This is a genomic window from Pseudomonas sp. B37(2017), assembly GCF_002112885.1.
Lineage (GTDB): Bacteria > Pseudomonadota > Gammaproteobacteria > Pseudomonadales > Pseudomonadaceae > Aquipseudomonas > Aquipseudomonas paraglycinae.
This window is the reverse complement of the sequence record NZ_NEIX01000001.1, coordinates 1,415,043-1,429,893: the sequence shown is the minus strand read 5'-3', so window position 1 is coordinate 1,429,893 and position 14,851 is coordinate 1,415,043. Positions and strand designations below refer to the sequence as shown.

Sequence of the window (14,851 nt, the reverse complement as noted above, 5' to 3'; positions counted from 1 at the left end):
ATCGCCGATGGTAGTGTGGGGTTTCCCCATGTGAGAGTAGGTCATCGTCAAGATTAAATTCCGAAACCCCAATTGCGAAAGCAGTTGGGGTTTTGTTTTGCCCGAAGGAAAGTTTTTGCTCGCGTCAGCGAGCCCGTTGATGTTTACCATGAGCCTCCGTTCGGCAGGAGGCAGGCCATGCAACTCAAGTTCAGTCACGTCGATGTACTCGTCAACAACCTCGAAGAGGCCTGTGCGTATTACGCGAAGATTTTAAAGGCGAGAATCTCCAGGACGCTGGTGTGGGAGCGGGGCGGCCTGCATGTGCGTTATGCGATTGCGTTGATCGGGCAGGAGCGTTTCATGCTGGTTCAGCCATTGGCCGGGAATCTGCGGGAGCTCCTGGATAGCGCAGGCGAGGGCATGATCTACCGTCACTGCTATTCGACCCCCGACATCGAAAAAGCCTACGACGAACTGGTCGCCGAAGGCGTGCAGCCAGAAGATGAAAACGGTAAACCGCTGGCCCGCGAACACCTGCAATCGCCGTCAGGGGCGCGCATCATCTGGCTGCCCAAACGCTTTGGCCACTTCTCGATCGAAATCCTCGAAGAAAAAACGCTGGAGGCGTTTATCGAGGAGGCGTTTGCCTGACGTTTTTCCTCTTGTGATACGCCACGACTACCCCGTATAAGAGCGACTTTCACTTCCGATATAAGAAAAGGGTGCACGCATGAGCAATGCCTGGAACGAGGGATATTTCACGGACGAAGGCTACACCTACGGGTATAGCCGGGAAATCAATCCGGTTTTCCAGCGTTATTGTCTGCTGTTGCGCGGTTTCGCCACGCTGGAGAGCACCGACGGTTACCACTGTGAACTGGGCTTTGGTCAGGGCGTTTCGATCAACATCCATGCCGCAGGCAATCCGGGTTCTTATGTCGGCACCGACTTTCACCCGGGTCAGGCGTCCCATGCCATCGCACTGGCTAAAGACTGGGGCAGCGATGCGCGACTGTATGACGACAGCTTCGAGCAGTTGTTGGCCCGCCATGACTTACCTCAGTTCGACAGCATCAGCCTGCATGGCATCTGGACCTGGGTCAGCCGCGACAACCACAAGTTGATCGTCGAGTTCGTCCGTCGTCATCTCAAGCCTGGTGGTCTGCTCTACGTCAGCTACAACTGCTTCCCGGGCTGGTCGCCTCAGGCACCGTTGCGCCAGCTGTTTAGCCTGCACGACCGTTTCGCCAGTCAGGCCTCTGCGCGTCCTGATCAGCGTATTGACGCCGCGTTGCAATTTTCCGAAGCGCTGCTGGCTGCAAATCCTAAATATGCCAACTCCGCACCGGGTCTGGACGCCAAGCTCCAGAGCATCAAGGGTCAGGACCGCCAGTACGTCGCCCATGAGTATTTCAACCGCGACTGGAACTGCATGTATTTCACCGACGTGGTTGATGCCCTGGCACCCGCCAAGCTCGATTACGCCACGACAGCCGTGCCGCTGGACTCCGTCGACCCCCTCAACCTGAGCGCGGAAGGCATGGACTTTTTGGAAGGTATCGACCATCCCGTCATGCGCGAGCAGGCGCGTGACTACTTTGTGAACCAGAGTTTCCGTCGGGACCTCTATGTGCGTGGCGCCAACAGGCTGTCGGCCTCCGAGCACCGCGAGCGCATGCTCAGCACGCGCTTCGTCCTGTTGCAGGCGGCTGAAAGCGTGCCGGCCAATGTCACCGGTCCGGCAGGCGCAGCCACGTTGCAGGCAGAGATCTATGGCCCGGTGCTTGCGGGATTGGCGGATGACGCCTATGTGTCGAAGACCTTGCGGCACTTGCTGGATCTCGTGCCCTCGTTGACCTATGGCGATGTGGAGCAAGCCCTCAACGTGCTGATCGGCATGGGCGTCGTGGCGCCCTGTCAGAGCGAGGCGGCCGAAAAGCTCGTGCAGGCCCGCTGCAATACCCTCAACCTGCAGCTGTGCAAGCGTTCGTTGTATGGCAACAAGATTCAGACCCTGGCGAGTCCGGTGACCGGTGGTGGCGTGACGGTCAGCCGCTTCCAGCAGTTGTTCCTGATATCGATCAAGCAAGGCAAAAAGCACCCGGCTGAATGGGCGCAACTGGCATGGGGCATCATCGGCGGCCAGGGCGAAGGTCTCCTCAAGGATGGCAAGGCCTTGACCACCGCGGAAGAAAACCTTGCCGAACTGACCGTGCAGGCCCAAGCGTTTGCCGAGAGTACGCTGGTGATTCTCAAGGCTTTGAAAATCGTCTAGTCGAGACGAGGGACGGCAGGACGTTCTCGCGTCGCCTGTCGTCGTCCGGGGTATTTCGGATTCTTGCGCAAAACCAGAATGACAGCGCGGCGGCTGACGTGCTGACAAGGACGCGCGGTCGATGTAATGCCCCGGTCAAATAACAGCGTCAGCGGAAACCGGACTTTGCATAAGGTACTGATGTGAAGCGTGATACTCACCTGTAATGCTCTTGCTGTTGGTTATCGGCTGCTCACTGGCATCGCTCACGATCTGGAAGGTGCTGGGTTCCCGGGATCGAGCACTTGACGAGGTGAACGTCCATGGGTTGAACCTGACGCAGGCACTTGCGACGTATTCCGAAGGCATTGTCCGGCAGAGCTCGCTACTTCTGCTCGGACTCGTCGAGCGCCTGGAAACCGAGGGCAGTGGTCCGGCGCAGATCGAACGGCTCAATACTTTGATCAACAGGCAGCGACCGCTGATGCCGCAGCTGAGTGGCATCACTCTCTACGACAACAAAGGTCATTGGTTGATGTCATCCAACCGGCCGATTCCTGTCGGTGCCAACAGCAGCGACCGTGCCTATTTCACTCACACCGCGATGATCCATCCCGCGAGCCCTTCATCGGCCAGTCCATCCGTAGTCGCTCGAATCAGGAATGGGTGATCACCATCAGCCGGCGTTTCAATGGCGATCGCGGTGAGTTTGCCGGTGTGGTGGCGGTCACCTTGGGAGTGGAAAACTTTCTGCGTCTGTTAGGCCAGCTAGATGTAGGACAGGAGGGCGCCATCGGCTTGTCCTACACCGACGGCACACCGCTGGTCCGTTACCCTTTCCGCGAATAGGACATGGGACGCAACTTCTCCAAATCGCCGATCTATGCGAAGTACCTGGTGGATCAATCGGTTTGCACTGCGTCAAAGATGCGTTGACAGGCCTGGCCAATCGGCGATGTTTCGATCAGACCCTGACGATGGAAGCGCGCCGGGCGAAGCGTGACGCAACTTGGTTGGCATTGTGAGTGTGAGCATCGGCATTGCGGCCGCCACAGGGTCGCAACTGGACACGGTACAAGGCCTGATCGCTGCGGCAGATCAGGCGCTGTATCAAGCCAAAGGGGCGGTCCGGAACGGGCTTGCAAAAAGTGTTGGCAACGAAAGCTACTCTGCGTACACCGGGTAATTCACATAGCCTTCGGCATCACCGCCATACACCGTAGCCGGGTTCAGCGAATTCAGCGGCCAGTCATTGGCGATGCGCGCGGGCAGGTCCGGATTGGCCATGAACGGACGACCGAAAGCCACGAGATCCGCCAGTCCTGATTCCAGCAAGCGTGCACCGCTTTCGGCGTTGTAGCGACCCGCGTAAATGATCGCGCCGCCGAAGGTGTCGCGCACCGCTCGACGGAAGGTTTGCGGCATCACTGGCGCGTCGTCCCAGTCGGCTTCTGCAATAGACAGGTAAGCAATGCCGACGTCTTGCAGCACCTTGATCGCTTCGATGTAAGTGGTGTGCGGATCTTCCTCGACCATGCCCAGGTAAGTCCGCGCTTCATCGGTGGTGGTGAACAGCGGCGCGAAGCGCACACCGACTTTTTCCTTGCCGATGCACTTGGCGACACCGGCGACTACTTCGCGCAGAAAACGCAGGCGATTGTGCAACGAACCGCCGTACTGATCGGTGCGCAGGTTGCTGTGGGCGGAGATGAACTGGTTTACCAGATAACCATTGGCGCAGTGCAGTTCGATACCGTCAAAACCGGCGTCCATGGCATTGCGCGCCGCCTGGATGTATAGCTGAACCAGTTCCTGGACTTCATCGGTGGTCAGCGCTCGAGGCGCGGACGGCGGAACCAGAGCGCCCACACCGGGCGCGGTTTCGATGAACACACTGACCCGGTCGGTGGCGATGGCGGAGGCCGACACCGGTGCGTCGCCATTGGGTTGCAGGGCAGTATGGGATACGCGACCGACATGCCATAGCTGCGCGAAAATCACGCCGTCACTGGCGTGGACAGCCTCGGTGACCTTGCGCCACCCGACGATTTGTTCGGGTGTATGAATGCCTGGAGTCCAGGCGTATCCCTGCCCACGAGGCTCGATCTGGGTGCCTTCAGTCACCAGCAAACCGGCACCGGCACGTTGCTGGTAATACTCGGCCATCAATTCATTGGCGACATTGCCAGGTTGGGTGCTGCGCTGGCGGGTGAGGGGTGGCAGGACTATGCGGTTTTTGAGGATGTGGCGGCCCAGGGTGACGGGTGTAAAGAAACTGCTGTGGTTCATGGAAATACCTTGTTCATGGTCTTATTAGACCAGTCGACTATTAAAGTGGCGAAAAAAGAACACCGTGCAACGCACACACGGTGTCCGAATCAGTTGTTCGAGGATGTAGCGGAAAGCTCTAGCCCAGCAGCTTCAGCAGTTTTTCGGCGACAGCTGCCGAACTGGCAGGATTCTGGCCGGTCACCAGTTTTCCATCAGTCACTACATGAACCTGCCAGTCGGCAACTTTGGAATAGCGACCGCCAAGACGCTGAAACTCGTCTTCGATCAGGAAAGGTACGACATCCGTCAAACCGACGGCCGCCTCTTCGGAATTGGTGAAACCGGTCACTTCGCGATGCTGGATCAGCGGTTTACCGTCCGTATCGACCACATGACGCAGTACCCCCGGTGCGTGGCAGACAAAACCATGGGGCTTGTCGCTGCGCGCGAAGGCTTCGATCAGGGCAATCGAATGTTTGTCTTCGGCCAGGTCCCAGAGCGGGCCATGGCCACCTGGATAAAACACGGCATCGAAATCTTCGGCGCGGACGTCGGCCAGGCGACCGGTGCTCGCGAGTGCCTGTTGGGCCGCAGGGTCCTGGCGGAAGCGATCGGTTTCAGTCGTCTGAGCGTCGGGCTCGTCGCTCTTCGGATCCAGCGGCGGCTGGCCGCCAGCGGGCGAAACCAATGTGACGTCGGCACCGGCGTCCTTGAAGGCGTAGTAGGGGGCGGCGAACTCTTCGAGCCAGAAGCCGGTTTTCTTGCCGGTGTTGCCGAGTTGATCGTGGGAAGTCAAAACCATCAAGATTTTCATAGAGCACCCTGGGTTGGTCTGGCGGCGTTCATGAGCAAGGGATTCGCACAGGATCGACACCGGGAAAAGGTTTGTCGGGGCGCAGCATAGTTTTCAATTAGACCAGTCGTCTAGTAATTTTTTCTTCGAAGGTTTTTCATGGACAGGTGTGGCAAACTCGCGTTCCTTTGAGATAAACGACTGGTCTATTGCCTGGTAATTCGTGCCCCATGAAACCGACCTACGACGACACCCGCCAACATTTGCTCGACACCGGCCACCGGATGATGGCCGAGAAAGGCTTCACCAGTGTCGGCCTGAACGAGATCCTGCAGACCGCCGGCGTGCCCAAGGGCTCGTTCTATCACTACTTCAAATCCAAGGAACTGTACGGCCAGGCCTTGCTCGAGGATTACTTCGTCGACTATCTGGCCGACATGGAGCGACGCCTGACGCTGCCCGGCCTGAGCGCCCATGAACGGCTGATGGATTATTGGCAAGGCTGGCAGGATCGCTGCACCCTGGAAGGCCATGGCGACGAATGCCTGGTGGTGAAACTCAGTGCCGAGGTGGCTGACCTTTCCGAAACCATGCGCCTGACCTTGCGTGATGGTGCAGAGCGAGTGGTGGCGCGCATCAGCGAGTGCATCGAACAGGGCCAGGTCGAAAAAAGCCTGCCACAGGGCGATGCCCGAGAACTGGCCGAAACCCTGTATCAGCTGTGGCTGGGGGCCAGTTTGCTGAACAAACTGCAACGCACAGGACAGTCGTTGAGTACGTCAATGGCGACCACGAAACGCCTGTTGAGCGTGTGAGAAAGCAATAGACGCAAGAGGTTGAGAGTCAGCTGCACAAACGAATGGGAATGCCTATCAATTGCGCGGCGGGTGGTATACCATCCGCCGCGTTTTGCTGGCAGTTACCCCCTTCGTTCTGGCCTATCTGTAAGGTTCTCCCCTCATGCGTCGAACTCTGCTGTCCATCTGTGTGTTGCAAACGTTGTCTCCCTTTGCGTGGGCCGAGCCATCCGATTCAACGGTGTCAGCGCTGGAGCTGGAGGCAACCGATGTGGTCGGTACCGCGGATTACGAAAGAGCGGACGGTCCAGTACACGGATATCGCGCGACCCGTTCGGCCAGTGCCACGCGGACCGACACCTCGATCCATGAAACCCCGCAGTCGATCAGTGTCGTCACCAAAGACGCGGTCGAAGACCTCGGTGCTACCCGGCTGCAGGACGCGCTGGATTACGCGGGCGGCGTAGGGCGAGCCAACAATTTCGGCGGCCAGGGACTGACCACGTTCACCGTGCGCGGATTTACCACCGGCGAGTTCTACCGTAATGGTTTCCCGATCAACCGCGGTTATCCGAACATGCCGGATGCCAACACCATCGAGCGTCTGGAAGTCCTGCGCGGGCCGGCGACCATGCTCTACGGCCGTGGTGATCCGGGCGGTACTTTCAATGTCGTATCCAAACAACCGTTGCCCGAGCGCACGGTCACACTCGGCAGCCAGCTGAATGAACAAGGCATGCGCCGCGGTACCCTGGATGCTTCCGGTCCGCTCGATGAAGAGGGGCGTCTGGCCTATCGCCTGAACGTGGTGGGCGAGGGCGGCGATACCTTCCGCGATCACGTCGAAACCGAACGCTACGGCGTGACCCCCGTGCTGACCTGGCAAGCCAGCGATGACACCCGAGTGATCTTCGAGGGTGACTTCATGCGCAACAATCATCCGCTGGACCGGGGCGCGACGCGTTATCCCCGGCAGATCGGCACTGCCTCCCGTGACACCTTCTTCGGTGAACCGGACGCTGGCAAATTGCACAACGACAACAACATGGCGCAATTGCGCTTCGAGCATGTGCTCAATGAGGACTGGACGCTCGGCGGTGGCTTCCAGTGGCTCGACGGTACCTTGCAGGGCAATGCCATTGAAGCCAACGGCATTGCCGCCGACGGCCGGACCCTGGGACGAAATTTCAACTACCGCAAGCTGGAGTGGACCGACAAGGACACTCAGCTCAACCTGACCGGTCACTTCTCCACCGGCGGCCTGCAACACACATTGCTGACCGGTATCGAATACGAAGATTACGACTACCAGTCGATCATCCAGCGCTCCAGCGGCGCGGTGAGTGCCTATCCGATCGATATCTTCAATCCGGTCTATGGGCAGCCCCGTCCGGCACTGACGCGCACCCCGACCCACGACAAGGAAAATCTCAAGACCTACGCCGCGTTCGTACAGGACCAGGTAGCGCTTACCGATCGGTTGAAAGTGCTGGCCGGCGCACGTTTCGAACGCTTCGAACACGACTACGAAACCTACGTGCCCGGCGGCAAGAACTGGCAGGCCAGTGACAATGCCGTCACGCCCCGCGTCGGTGTGACCTACGACCTGACTGACACCCTCGCGATTTACGCGGACACCGCGCGTTCCTTCAAGCCCAATACCGGCGCAAGCCGACAGGGCGGCGGCTTTGAACCGGAGAAAGGCAAGTCCTGGGAGATGGGCGTCAAATGGGAAGCGCTGGATCATCAGTTGAGCGTTGACGCGGCGATCTATCAGATTGAAAAGCGCAATGTCCTGACCACTGACCCGGTGGACTCGACTTTCAGCGTGGCTGCCGGAGAAGTGCGCAGCCGGGGATTTGACCTCAATGTCGCCGGCAACCTGACTCCCGAGTGGCGTGTCATCGGGGGTTACGCCTACGTCGATGCCGAGGTGACCAAGGACAACGTGATCCGCTCCGGCACGCGACTGATGAACATCCCGAAAAACAGCTTCAGCCTGCTCAACGTCTATGAGTTCCAGGACGGTGCCCTCAGTGGTCTGGGTCTGGGGACAGGCGTCAAATATGTCGATGAGCGCGCGGGGCAAACGGCGAACACCGCGTTTTCGATGGGGAGCTATACCGTTGTCGATCTGCTCAGCTACTACAAGGTCAATGACAAGGTACGTCTTAATCTCGACCTGAAGAACCTGTTTGACCGGGACTACGACGAGGGCGCATTCGGTAACGTCTACGCCTATCCAGGGGCACCGAGAACGGTGCAGGTCGGCATTTCCTACACGTTGTAATCCGATCGGGTCTGAAATCCATCATCGGGGGCAGCGGCCCCCGATGACTGTGAGGCTCAGCCGCTCACACATCCTTGCGGAGTCTTTCCGGCGAAACTGTCCACCAGGCTCGCCACTACCATCTCGCCCATGCGGGTGCGGGTCTGCAGGGTCGCGCTGGCGCGATGCGGTTGCAGCACCACTTGTTCCTCGGCAAACAAGGCTTCAGGCACGTTAGGCTCGTCGACGAAAACATCCAGTGCCGCACCCGCGATCTCGCCAGCCGTCAGGGCCGCCACCAGATCGGTTTCGTTGACCAGTTTTCCTCGGGCAACGTTGATCAGGTAGCCGCCCTTGCCCAGAGCCTGCAGCACGGAGGCATCGATGATGGCCTCGGCCTTGTCGGCGGCTGCCGCGAGAATCAGGGCATCACTGTCGCGGGCCAGTTGCTTGAGGTCGGCGATGAAGGTGTGGCTGACATCGCTCATCGGTTGCAGATCGGTGTAGCTGATCGGACAGCCAAACGCGGCTGCCCGGGTGGCGACCGCTCGGCCGACCCGGCCCATGCCCACGATGCCGATACGCATGCCGGACACTTGCCGCGCCAAAGGCAGCGGTGCCAATGGGGTCGGGCTTTGTGGCCACTGGCCCGAGCGAACGTAACGGTCACTGGTACACAGCCCACGACACACGGCGATCAGCAAACCGATGGCCAGGTCGGCCACGTCTTCGGTCAGTGCGCCGATGGTCGCGGTCACGCGGATTCCGCGATCCCTGGCGTAGGCCAGGTCGACCGCATCGGTGCCGACACCGTTGACCGCCACCACTTCCAGTTTGGGTAATTGCGCCATCAACGCCTGGCTGATACCCGTGTGCCCACCCGTGATGACGCCGCGAATGTTTTCGCCGTGCTCCTGCAAATACGCCGCTTTGTCGGCCTGCTCGAAATAACGCCTGATCGTGAACAGTTCGCCGAGACGCGCATTGATTTGCGGAATCAGGATCGGGCTCAGCTGCAAGACTTCTGGCTTCATGTAAACCTCACTTACGCAATAAAAAAGCCGGCTCAACCGCGGCCGGCAAACGGCATGGCAGTGGCCATGACGGTCATGTTCAGGACGTTGGCCGACAGGGGCAGACCGGCGATGTAGCGCACGGCGTCGGCGACATGCTTGACGTCGACCATCGGCTCCACGGCGATGCTGCCGTTGGCCTGGCGCACGCCTTTGGTCATGCGTACCGACATTTCGGTCAAGGCATTGCCGATATCGATCTGGCTGCAGGCGATATTGAATTCCCGACCATCCAGCGCCAGCGATTTGGTCAATCCCAGTACCGCGTGTTTGCTGGCGGTGTACGCGCTGCTGAAAGGACGTGGGGTGTGGGCCGAAATCGAACCGTTATTGATGATGCGGCCACCCTGTGGCTGTTGCCGGCGCATGAGCCCGAACGCGCCACGGGCACAGAGGAAAACCCCGTTGAGGTTGGTGTCGATCACGTTTCGCCACTGCTCGAACGTCAGTTCGTCCAGCGGCACGGCAGGGGCATTTACCCCGGCGTTGTTGAAGACCACGTCCAGGCGTCCGTAGACTTCGGCAATGGTTGCAAACAGCTGGTCGACACTGGTGGGGTCGCGTACATCGGTAGGCACCGCCAGGGCTTCGCGTCCTTCGCCGGCCGCCAGATCGACCAAGGCCTGCAGGGGTTCGGGCCGGCGCCCGGCCAGCACCAGGGTGTAACCGTCGGCCAGCAGGCCCAGGGCTACCGAACGGCCGATCCCGCTGCCGGCGCCGGTCACCAGGGCCACTTTCAAGGATTGAGTGTCAGACATTTTGTTGTTCTCCTTTTTTCCAATCACTTAAGGACAGACTCAAGGCCGGGGGCCGACGCGCATTTCGAGTTGGCCGATGCCGTCAATCCCGGCGCTGATGACGTCGCCGGGTTGCAAGACGTCAACGCCGGCGGGGCTGCCGGTCATGATCAGGTCGCCGGCCTTGAGTGTTACGGATTGCGAGATGCGGCTGATGACTTCACTCACCGACCAGATCTGGCTGTCGAGACGATCGCGCTGGCGTTCTTCACCGTTCACGCTCAACCATAATTCCCCTTCGAGCCGACCGGCCCGAGTGACCGGCACAATGGCGGTCATCGGTGCGGCGCCGTCAAACACCTTGGCACCTTCCCATGGCAAACCGTCGCGCTTGGCCAGGCGCTGTACGTCACGACGGGTCAGATCCAGCCCGGCGGCGTAGCCCCAGACATAGGCCAGCGCCTGGCTCTCGGGAATATGCGAGCCGCCTTCGCCGATGGCCACGACCAGTTCGATTTCATGGGCGAACTCTTCGGTCAGTGACGGGAAGATCACTTCGCCGGCAGCGTCGACGACACTGCTGGCCGGTTTCATGAAGAACACCGGTGGCTGACGCGGTTGGCCCAGCGTGTCCGGCCACGGGTAGTTGCGGCCGACGCAAAACACGCGTCCGACGGGAAAGCGTTGCTCGCTGCCGACAACCGGCAAGGTCACTGGCAGATCCGGGGTAAAGACGTACTCGGTCATGTTCATCCTGGTGCAAGTCCTGTGTGAAAGGTCAGCGTACGGCGGCAATCGTTGGCGAAGTTGGACGAAAGCCGCCTCCTGTTGGAGAAAACGGTGATTCTTGCTTCAGCGTGTTTTCAACTCGATGCGGTACAGGCGACCGAGCAGCAATGAGTAGGAGAGAGTGCCGATCAGCGCCACGGCGCCGATGAACCAGAACGCCCAGGCGAACGAGCCAGTGGCGTGGACGATGGCGCCGATCACGATCGGGGTCACAATGCCGCCGATGTTGGCGGCCAGGCTGGTGATCCCGCCGGTCAGCCCGATCAGTTCCTTGGGCGCCACCTCCGACACCGCCGCCCACGAGGACGACGCGATGCCCTGCGCGAAGAAGGCAATGGTCAGCACGGCGATGCAGATGACGTTCGAGTCGGTGAAGTTCACCAGCACGATCGACATGCCCAGCATCGATCCGACCACCAGCGGCAGTTTCCGGGCGAAGGACATTGAGTAGCCACGACGGATCAGCAGGTCGGACACGATGCCTGCGAGCAGGATGCCGACCGTTGCGCCCACGAAGGGCATCACGGCAAAGATCCCGGCCTTGATTGTGGTCAGATGGCGTTCTTCGATCAGGTAGGTGGGGAACCAGGTGAGGAAGAAGTACAGCGCCGATGTACTGGCGAACTTGCCGATACAAATGGCCCAGACCTGGCGATAGCTGAACAGCTCGGCGATCTGACGCCAGTTGAAACGGGTGCGTTCCTGGCTGCTCTTGACCAGTCCGCCACCGGCCTCGATGTATTTCAACTCTTCTTTGCTGACCTTCTTGCAGTTCAGCGGATCGCGATACAGATACAGCCACAGCACACCGAAGACGATGCCGAGCGCGCCGGTGCTGTAGAAGACATGGCGCCAGTCAAAGGTTGTGGCCAGCCACAGCAGGGCACCGGTAAACAGTGCCGTTCCCAGGTACTGCCCGCAGACGTAAATGCTGCTGGCCAGTCCCCGTTCCCGCGCCGGAAACCATACGGTTACCGCACGGCTGTTGGCCGGAAATGCCGGCGCTTCCATCGCCCCGACGGCCAGGCGCAGGCCGAACAGCGAAGCGAAACCCGTGGCGAAGCCTTGAAACACCGTGACGGTCGACCAACTGATCAGTGAAACACCGTAGGTAAAACGTGAACCGAAACGGTCGGCGATAAACCCGGCCGGCACCAGAGCCAGTGCGTACGTCCAGGCAAAGGCAGAGAAAATCAGCCCCATTTCAATCTTGTCCAGGCCCAGGTCCTTGGCCATGAACGGGGCGGCGATCGAGATGTTCACCCGGTCGATGTAATTGATGATCGTCGCAATCAGCAGCAGCGAGAGCATGAACCAGCGTCGCCGCGTCGGCAGTCGCCGGGAAGAGACGGCGTCTCTGTCGCCGGCAATCAGCGGCGGGGCGGTGGTCGGGGAGGTGTGCGAATTCGACATGAGTGGACCTCGTTATTGTTAGAAGTGTCGAGTTGTTTGCGGACAGCCGACGCCGTTGCCCGCTGTCCGGGGGCAAGGCAATCGAAATTGAAACGAATGGCACAAACGGCCAGGGTCAGACGTTCAGGTACGTCTCCCGGCTGGCATCGTCGGTAAAGGCTGGGGAGGGGCGGCGGGGAGCAATAGCGGATTCATGACGTGCGCACCTTCTGTTGTTTTTGAAAGAGGTTGGGCGTGGGAAATACAGTGGTCGTACAACCTCTTGAAATCAATCAAGGTGTTAGATCATTTTTTCCGGAGAAGGCAGCGCCAGATAAACCTGTCCAAAAAAAACCGCACAGTGGATTTTTAAGGTGCTCTCTGATTTTATTTCTATCTATCTGTTTTTAAATGGAAAAAACTATGACTGTCCGGTCTGTTTTTTTGGACAGACATCATTGGTAATGGAAGTGCAGAAAATCCACTGAGCTTGATGTCATCGTATGACTGCTTGAAGGGCTGGCGCCGAACCTTCAAGATGAGCAATGCCGATTGCTCGGCAACGCCAGGAAAACCTGCCCAAGTACCTGTCGAGGATGTTCAACAAATGACATCACAATTCCGTGTGCCCACCTACGTCATGCAGCAACGCAGCGAGATGATGGACTTCTATATTCGTGACAAAAAAGGTCGCCGCGCCGAGACCAGCCCGCATCGACACGAATACTTCCAGATCCAGATCAATCTCGGTGGCGACACGGTGCAGCACATTGGCAACGCGGTTCGTCCATTTCCGCGTAACGCACTGGCATTCATCCTGCCGCACCGTGTGCACGTGATCCCGCATCCGGCGGACAGCAATTTCATGGTGATCAACTTTTCCCAGACCTTTCTGTTGCCGCATTTGCAGTGCGACCCGATGGATCTGGAGGAGGTATCGATTCTCCTGGCGCCCGAACTGTCGCCTTTCCGCTTTCAGGAACATCTGGATTTCATTCTGGGGAATGAGGATTTCAACGAGGTCTGTGGCCTGATCGAACAGATGCGCAGCCTGGACGAGAATCGTCAGTTCGGTACACGCGAAGTGCTCAAGGGATTGCTGCTGCAACTGGTGGGCAAGGTGTGCGTCCTGTATGCCGAACCGCTCAAACGCCTGGCGGAAGAAAACGCAGCACAGGCCAGTCGACGGGATGCACTGAGCCGGATGTTCGAGTACCTGCGCAAGAATATTGCCGACCCCGATCTCAATCTGATCAAGGTGGCGGCGGCGACCTACCTGTCACCGACTTACCTCACGCACTGGCTGCGCAAGGAAATCGGCAAGACCTTCACCGAGCTGGTGCTGGAACGCAGAATGCACGCGGCGCGCAATTACCTGCTCAATGGAGCCCGGCCAGTGGGCGAGGTGGCGAGGCTGTGTGGTTTTGCGGATGAAGCTTATTTCTCCCGGCGCTTTCGCCAGATCCACGGCCAGCCACCTGGGCAGTTCCGCCGTCGGCAACTGGACCCCGACACCCCGCAGTCACCTGTAGATGCCTGATCGACTAATGCGACGAAACATAAACCGAGGCCGACGTCGGCGCAGGCAACGCATACGTTGCCTTCATCCACTCGATCTCCGCCTGCGGCGTTCGGCCAAAGAACCGTTTGAACTCGCGGCTGAATTGCGAAGCGCTTTCATAGCCGACACTGAACGCCGCCGCTGACGCGGTCATGGCGTGGCGCAACATCAACAGTCGCGCCTGATGCAGGCGTGTCGACTTCAGGTATTGCATGGGTGAGGCGTCCGTCACGCTGCGAAAGTGCAGGTGAAAACTGGGCACGCTCATGCTCGCTTCGCGGGCCAGTTGCTCGACGTCAAGACGCTCCTGATAGCTGCTGTGGATCTTGCGGATCGCCCGCGTCACCTTGCCGAAGTGCCCCTGTCGATTGAGTGCGGCGCGCATCGAACCACCTTGTTCTCCAGTCAGGATGCGGTAATAGATTTCCCGCAACAGCGACGGCCCCAATATCTGCGCCTCACCCTCAATACTCATGGCTTCGAGAAAGCGCAGCGTCGATGCGCGCAGGCGGTCGTCCATCGGCGAGGCAAACATGCCCTTGGGTGGCGCATCACTTGGGCCGTGAACCTCATCCACCTGCTGCATCAACTCGCTGGCCACCTGGAAATCAAGTTGCATATAGATCGCGAGCATCGGCTCGTCTTCAGAGGCATCGGTCTCCATGGTGAAGGGGATCGGAACCGACACCACCAGGTAATGCTGGGCGTCATAGACGTAGACGTCATCGCCCAGATACCCGCGCTTCCGACCCTGACAGAGAATCACGATGCCGGGGTCGTACAGCACCGGCGTGCGGGTCAGTGGCCGGTTCGAGCGCAGGAAGCGCACGCCCTCCAGCGCACTGAGGTTGTAGCCCTCGACCGGTGCCAGCGTCTCCATGAGCTGCACCATGCGCGAAGTGCTTGCGTCGGCCTGTTTCATTGCGTTCTCTC

Annotated in this window: 13 protein-coding genes and 1 pseudogene; 7 read left to right on the top strand and 7 right to left on the bottom strand. The window is 59.3% G+C overall.

The window, feature by feature from the left end:
* The first annotated feature begins 177 nt into the window (after positions 1-177).
* The 4 genes and pseudogenes from CAF90_RS06435 to CAF90_RS29840 all read left to right on the top strand — a co-directional run bounded on the left by CAF90_RS06435 (position 178) and on the right by CAF90_RS29840 (position 3,422).
* Positions 178-633 carry a VOC family protein gene (locus CAF90_RS06435; RefSeq protein WP_085605079.1) on the top strand — a complete coding sequence of 152 codons (456 nt, stop codon included), beginning with the start codon at positions 178-180 and terminating at the stop codon, positions 631-633.
* A gap of 79 nt (positions 634-712) precedes the next feature.
* Complete coding sequence (locus CAF90_RS06430; RefSeq protein ID WP_085605076.1) at positions 713-2,257, top strand: class I SAM-dependent methyltransferase; 1,545 nt, start codon at positions 713-715, stop codon at positions 2,255-2,257.
* 182 nt (positions 2,258-2,439) lie between these two features.
* Positions 2,440-3,160 (top strand): annotated as a pseudogene (locus CAF90_RS06425) (diguanylate cyclase); the annotation flags it as partial.
* Between the two features lie 97 nt (positions 3,161-3,257).
* On the top strand, positions 3,258-3,422 hold the full coding sequence (locus CAF90_RS29840; protein WP_371915929.1) for a diguanylate cyclase domain-containing protein: 165 nt from the start codon (positions 3,258-3,260) through the stop codon (positions 3,420-3,422).
* On the opposite strand, the gene CAF90_RS06420 is transcribed toward CAF90_RS29840, so the two are convergent.
* Positions 3,401-4,525, bottom strand: a complete 1,125-nt coding sequence (locus tag CAF90_RS06420) for an alkene reductase (protein ID WP_085605073.1) — start codon at positions 4,523-4,525, stop codon at positions 3,401-3,403. The genes CAF90_RS29840 and CAF90_RS06420 overlap by 22 nt on opposite strands.
* Positions 4,526-4,643: 118 nt before the next feature.
* Entirely contained in the window at positions 4,644-5,321 is a 678-nt protein-coding gene (locus CAF90_RS06415) for a type 1 glutamine amidotransferase domain-containing protein (RefSeq protein ID WP_085605070.1), read from the bottom strand.
* 209 nt (positions 5,322-5,530) lie between these two features.
* Here CAF90_RS06415 and CAF90_RS06410 point away from each other — a divergent pair, with 209 nt between their 5' ends.
* Both CAF90_RS06410 and CAF90_RS06405 read left to right on the top strand, forming a co-directional pair.
* A complete protein-coding gene (locus CAF90_RS06410) occupies positions 5,531-6,115 on the top strand; it encodes a TetR/AcrR family transcriptional regulator (protein WP_085605067.1) in 585 nt (194 codons plus the stop codon).
* Positions 6,116-6,260: 145 nt separating this feature from the next.
* Entirely contained in the window at positions 6,261-8,387 is a 2,127-nt protein-coding gene (locus tag CAF90_RS06405; RefSeq protein WP_085605064.1) for a TonB-dependent siderophore receptor, read from the top strand.
* A 56-nt stretch (positions 8,388-8,443) separates the two neighbouring features.
* Here the strand turns inward: CAF90_RS06405 and CAF90_RS06400 are convergent, their stop codons facing one another.
* From CAF90_RS06400 to CAF90_RS06385, 4 genes are all read right to left on the bottom strand, one after another.
* A complete protein-coding gene (locus CAF90_RS06400; RefSeq protein WP_085605061.1) occupies positions 8,444-9,400 on the bottom strand; it encodes a 2-hydroxyacid dehydrogenase in 957 nt (318 codons plus the stop codon).
* A 32-nt stretch (positions 9,401-9,432) separates the two neighbouring features.
* Positions 9,433-10,197, bottom strand: coding sequence for an SDR family oxidoreductase (locus tag CAF90_RS06395; protein WP_085605058.1), 765 nt, complete (start codon positions 10,195-10,197; stop codon positions 9,433-9,435).
* A gap of 39 nt (positions 10,198-10,236) precedes the next feature.
* Entirely contained in the window at positions 10,237-10,929 is a 693-nt protein-coding gene (locus tag CAF90_RS06390) for a fumarylacetoacetate hydrolase family protein (protein WP_085605055.1), read from the bottom strand.
* A gap of 99 nt (positions 10,930-11,028) precedes the next feature.
* The gene (locus CAF90_RS06385) at positions 11,029-12,378 is read right to left on the bottom strand and encodes an MFS transporter (protein ID WP_085605052.1); all 1,350 of its coding nucleotides are present in this window, start codon (positions 12,376-12,378) and stop codon (positions 11,029-11,031) included.
* Positions 12,379-12,964: 586 nt separating this feature from the next.
* Between CAF90_RS06385 and CAF90_RS06380 the strand changes: the two genes are divergently transcribed.
* A complete protein-coding gene (locus tag CAF90_RS06380) occupies positions 12,965-13,897 on the top strand; it encodes an AraC family transcriptional regulator (protein WP_085605049.1) in 933 nt (310 codons plus the stop codon).
* Positions 13,898-13,901: 4 nt separating this feature from the next.
* Here CAF90_RS06380 and CAF90_RS06375 read toward each other — a convergent pair whose 3' ends face one another.
* Positions 13,902-14,840, bottom strand: coding sequence for an AraC family transcriptional regulator (locus CAF90_RS06375; RefSeq protein ID WP_085605046.1), 939 nt, complete (start codon positions 14,838-14,840; stop codon positions 13,902-13,904).
* Between the last annotated feature and the right edge of the window lie 11 nt (positions 14,841-14,851).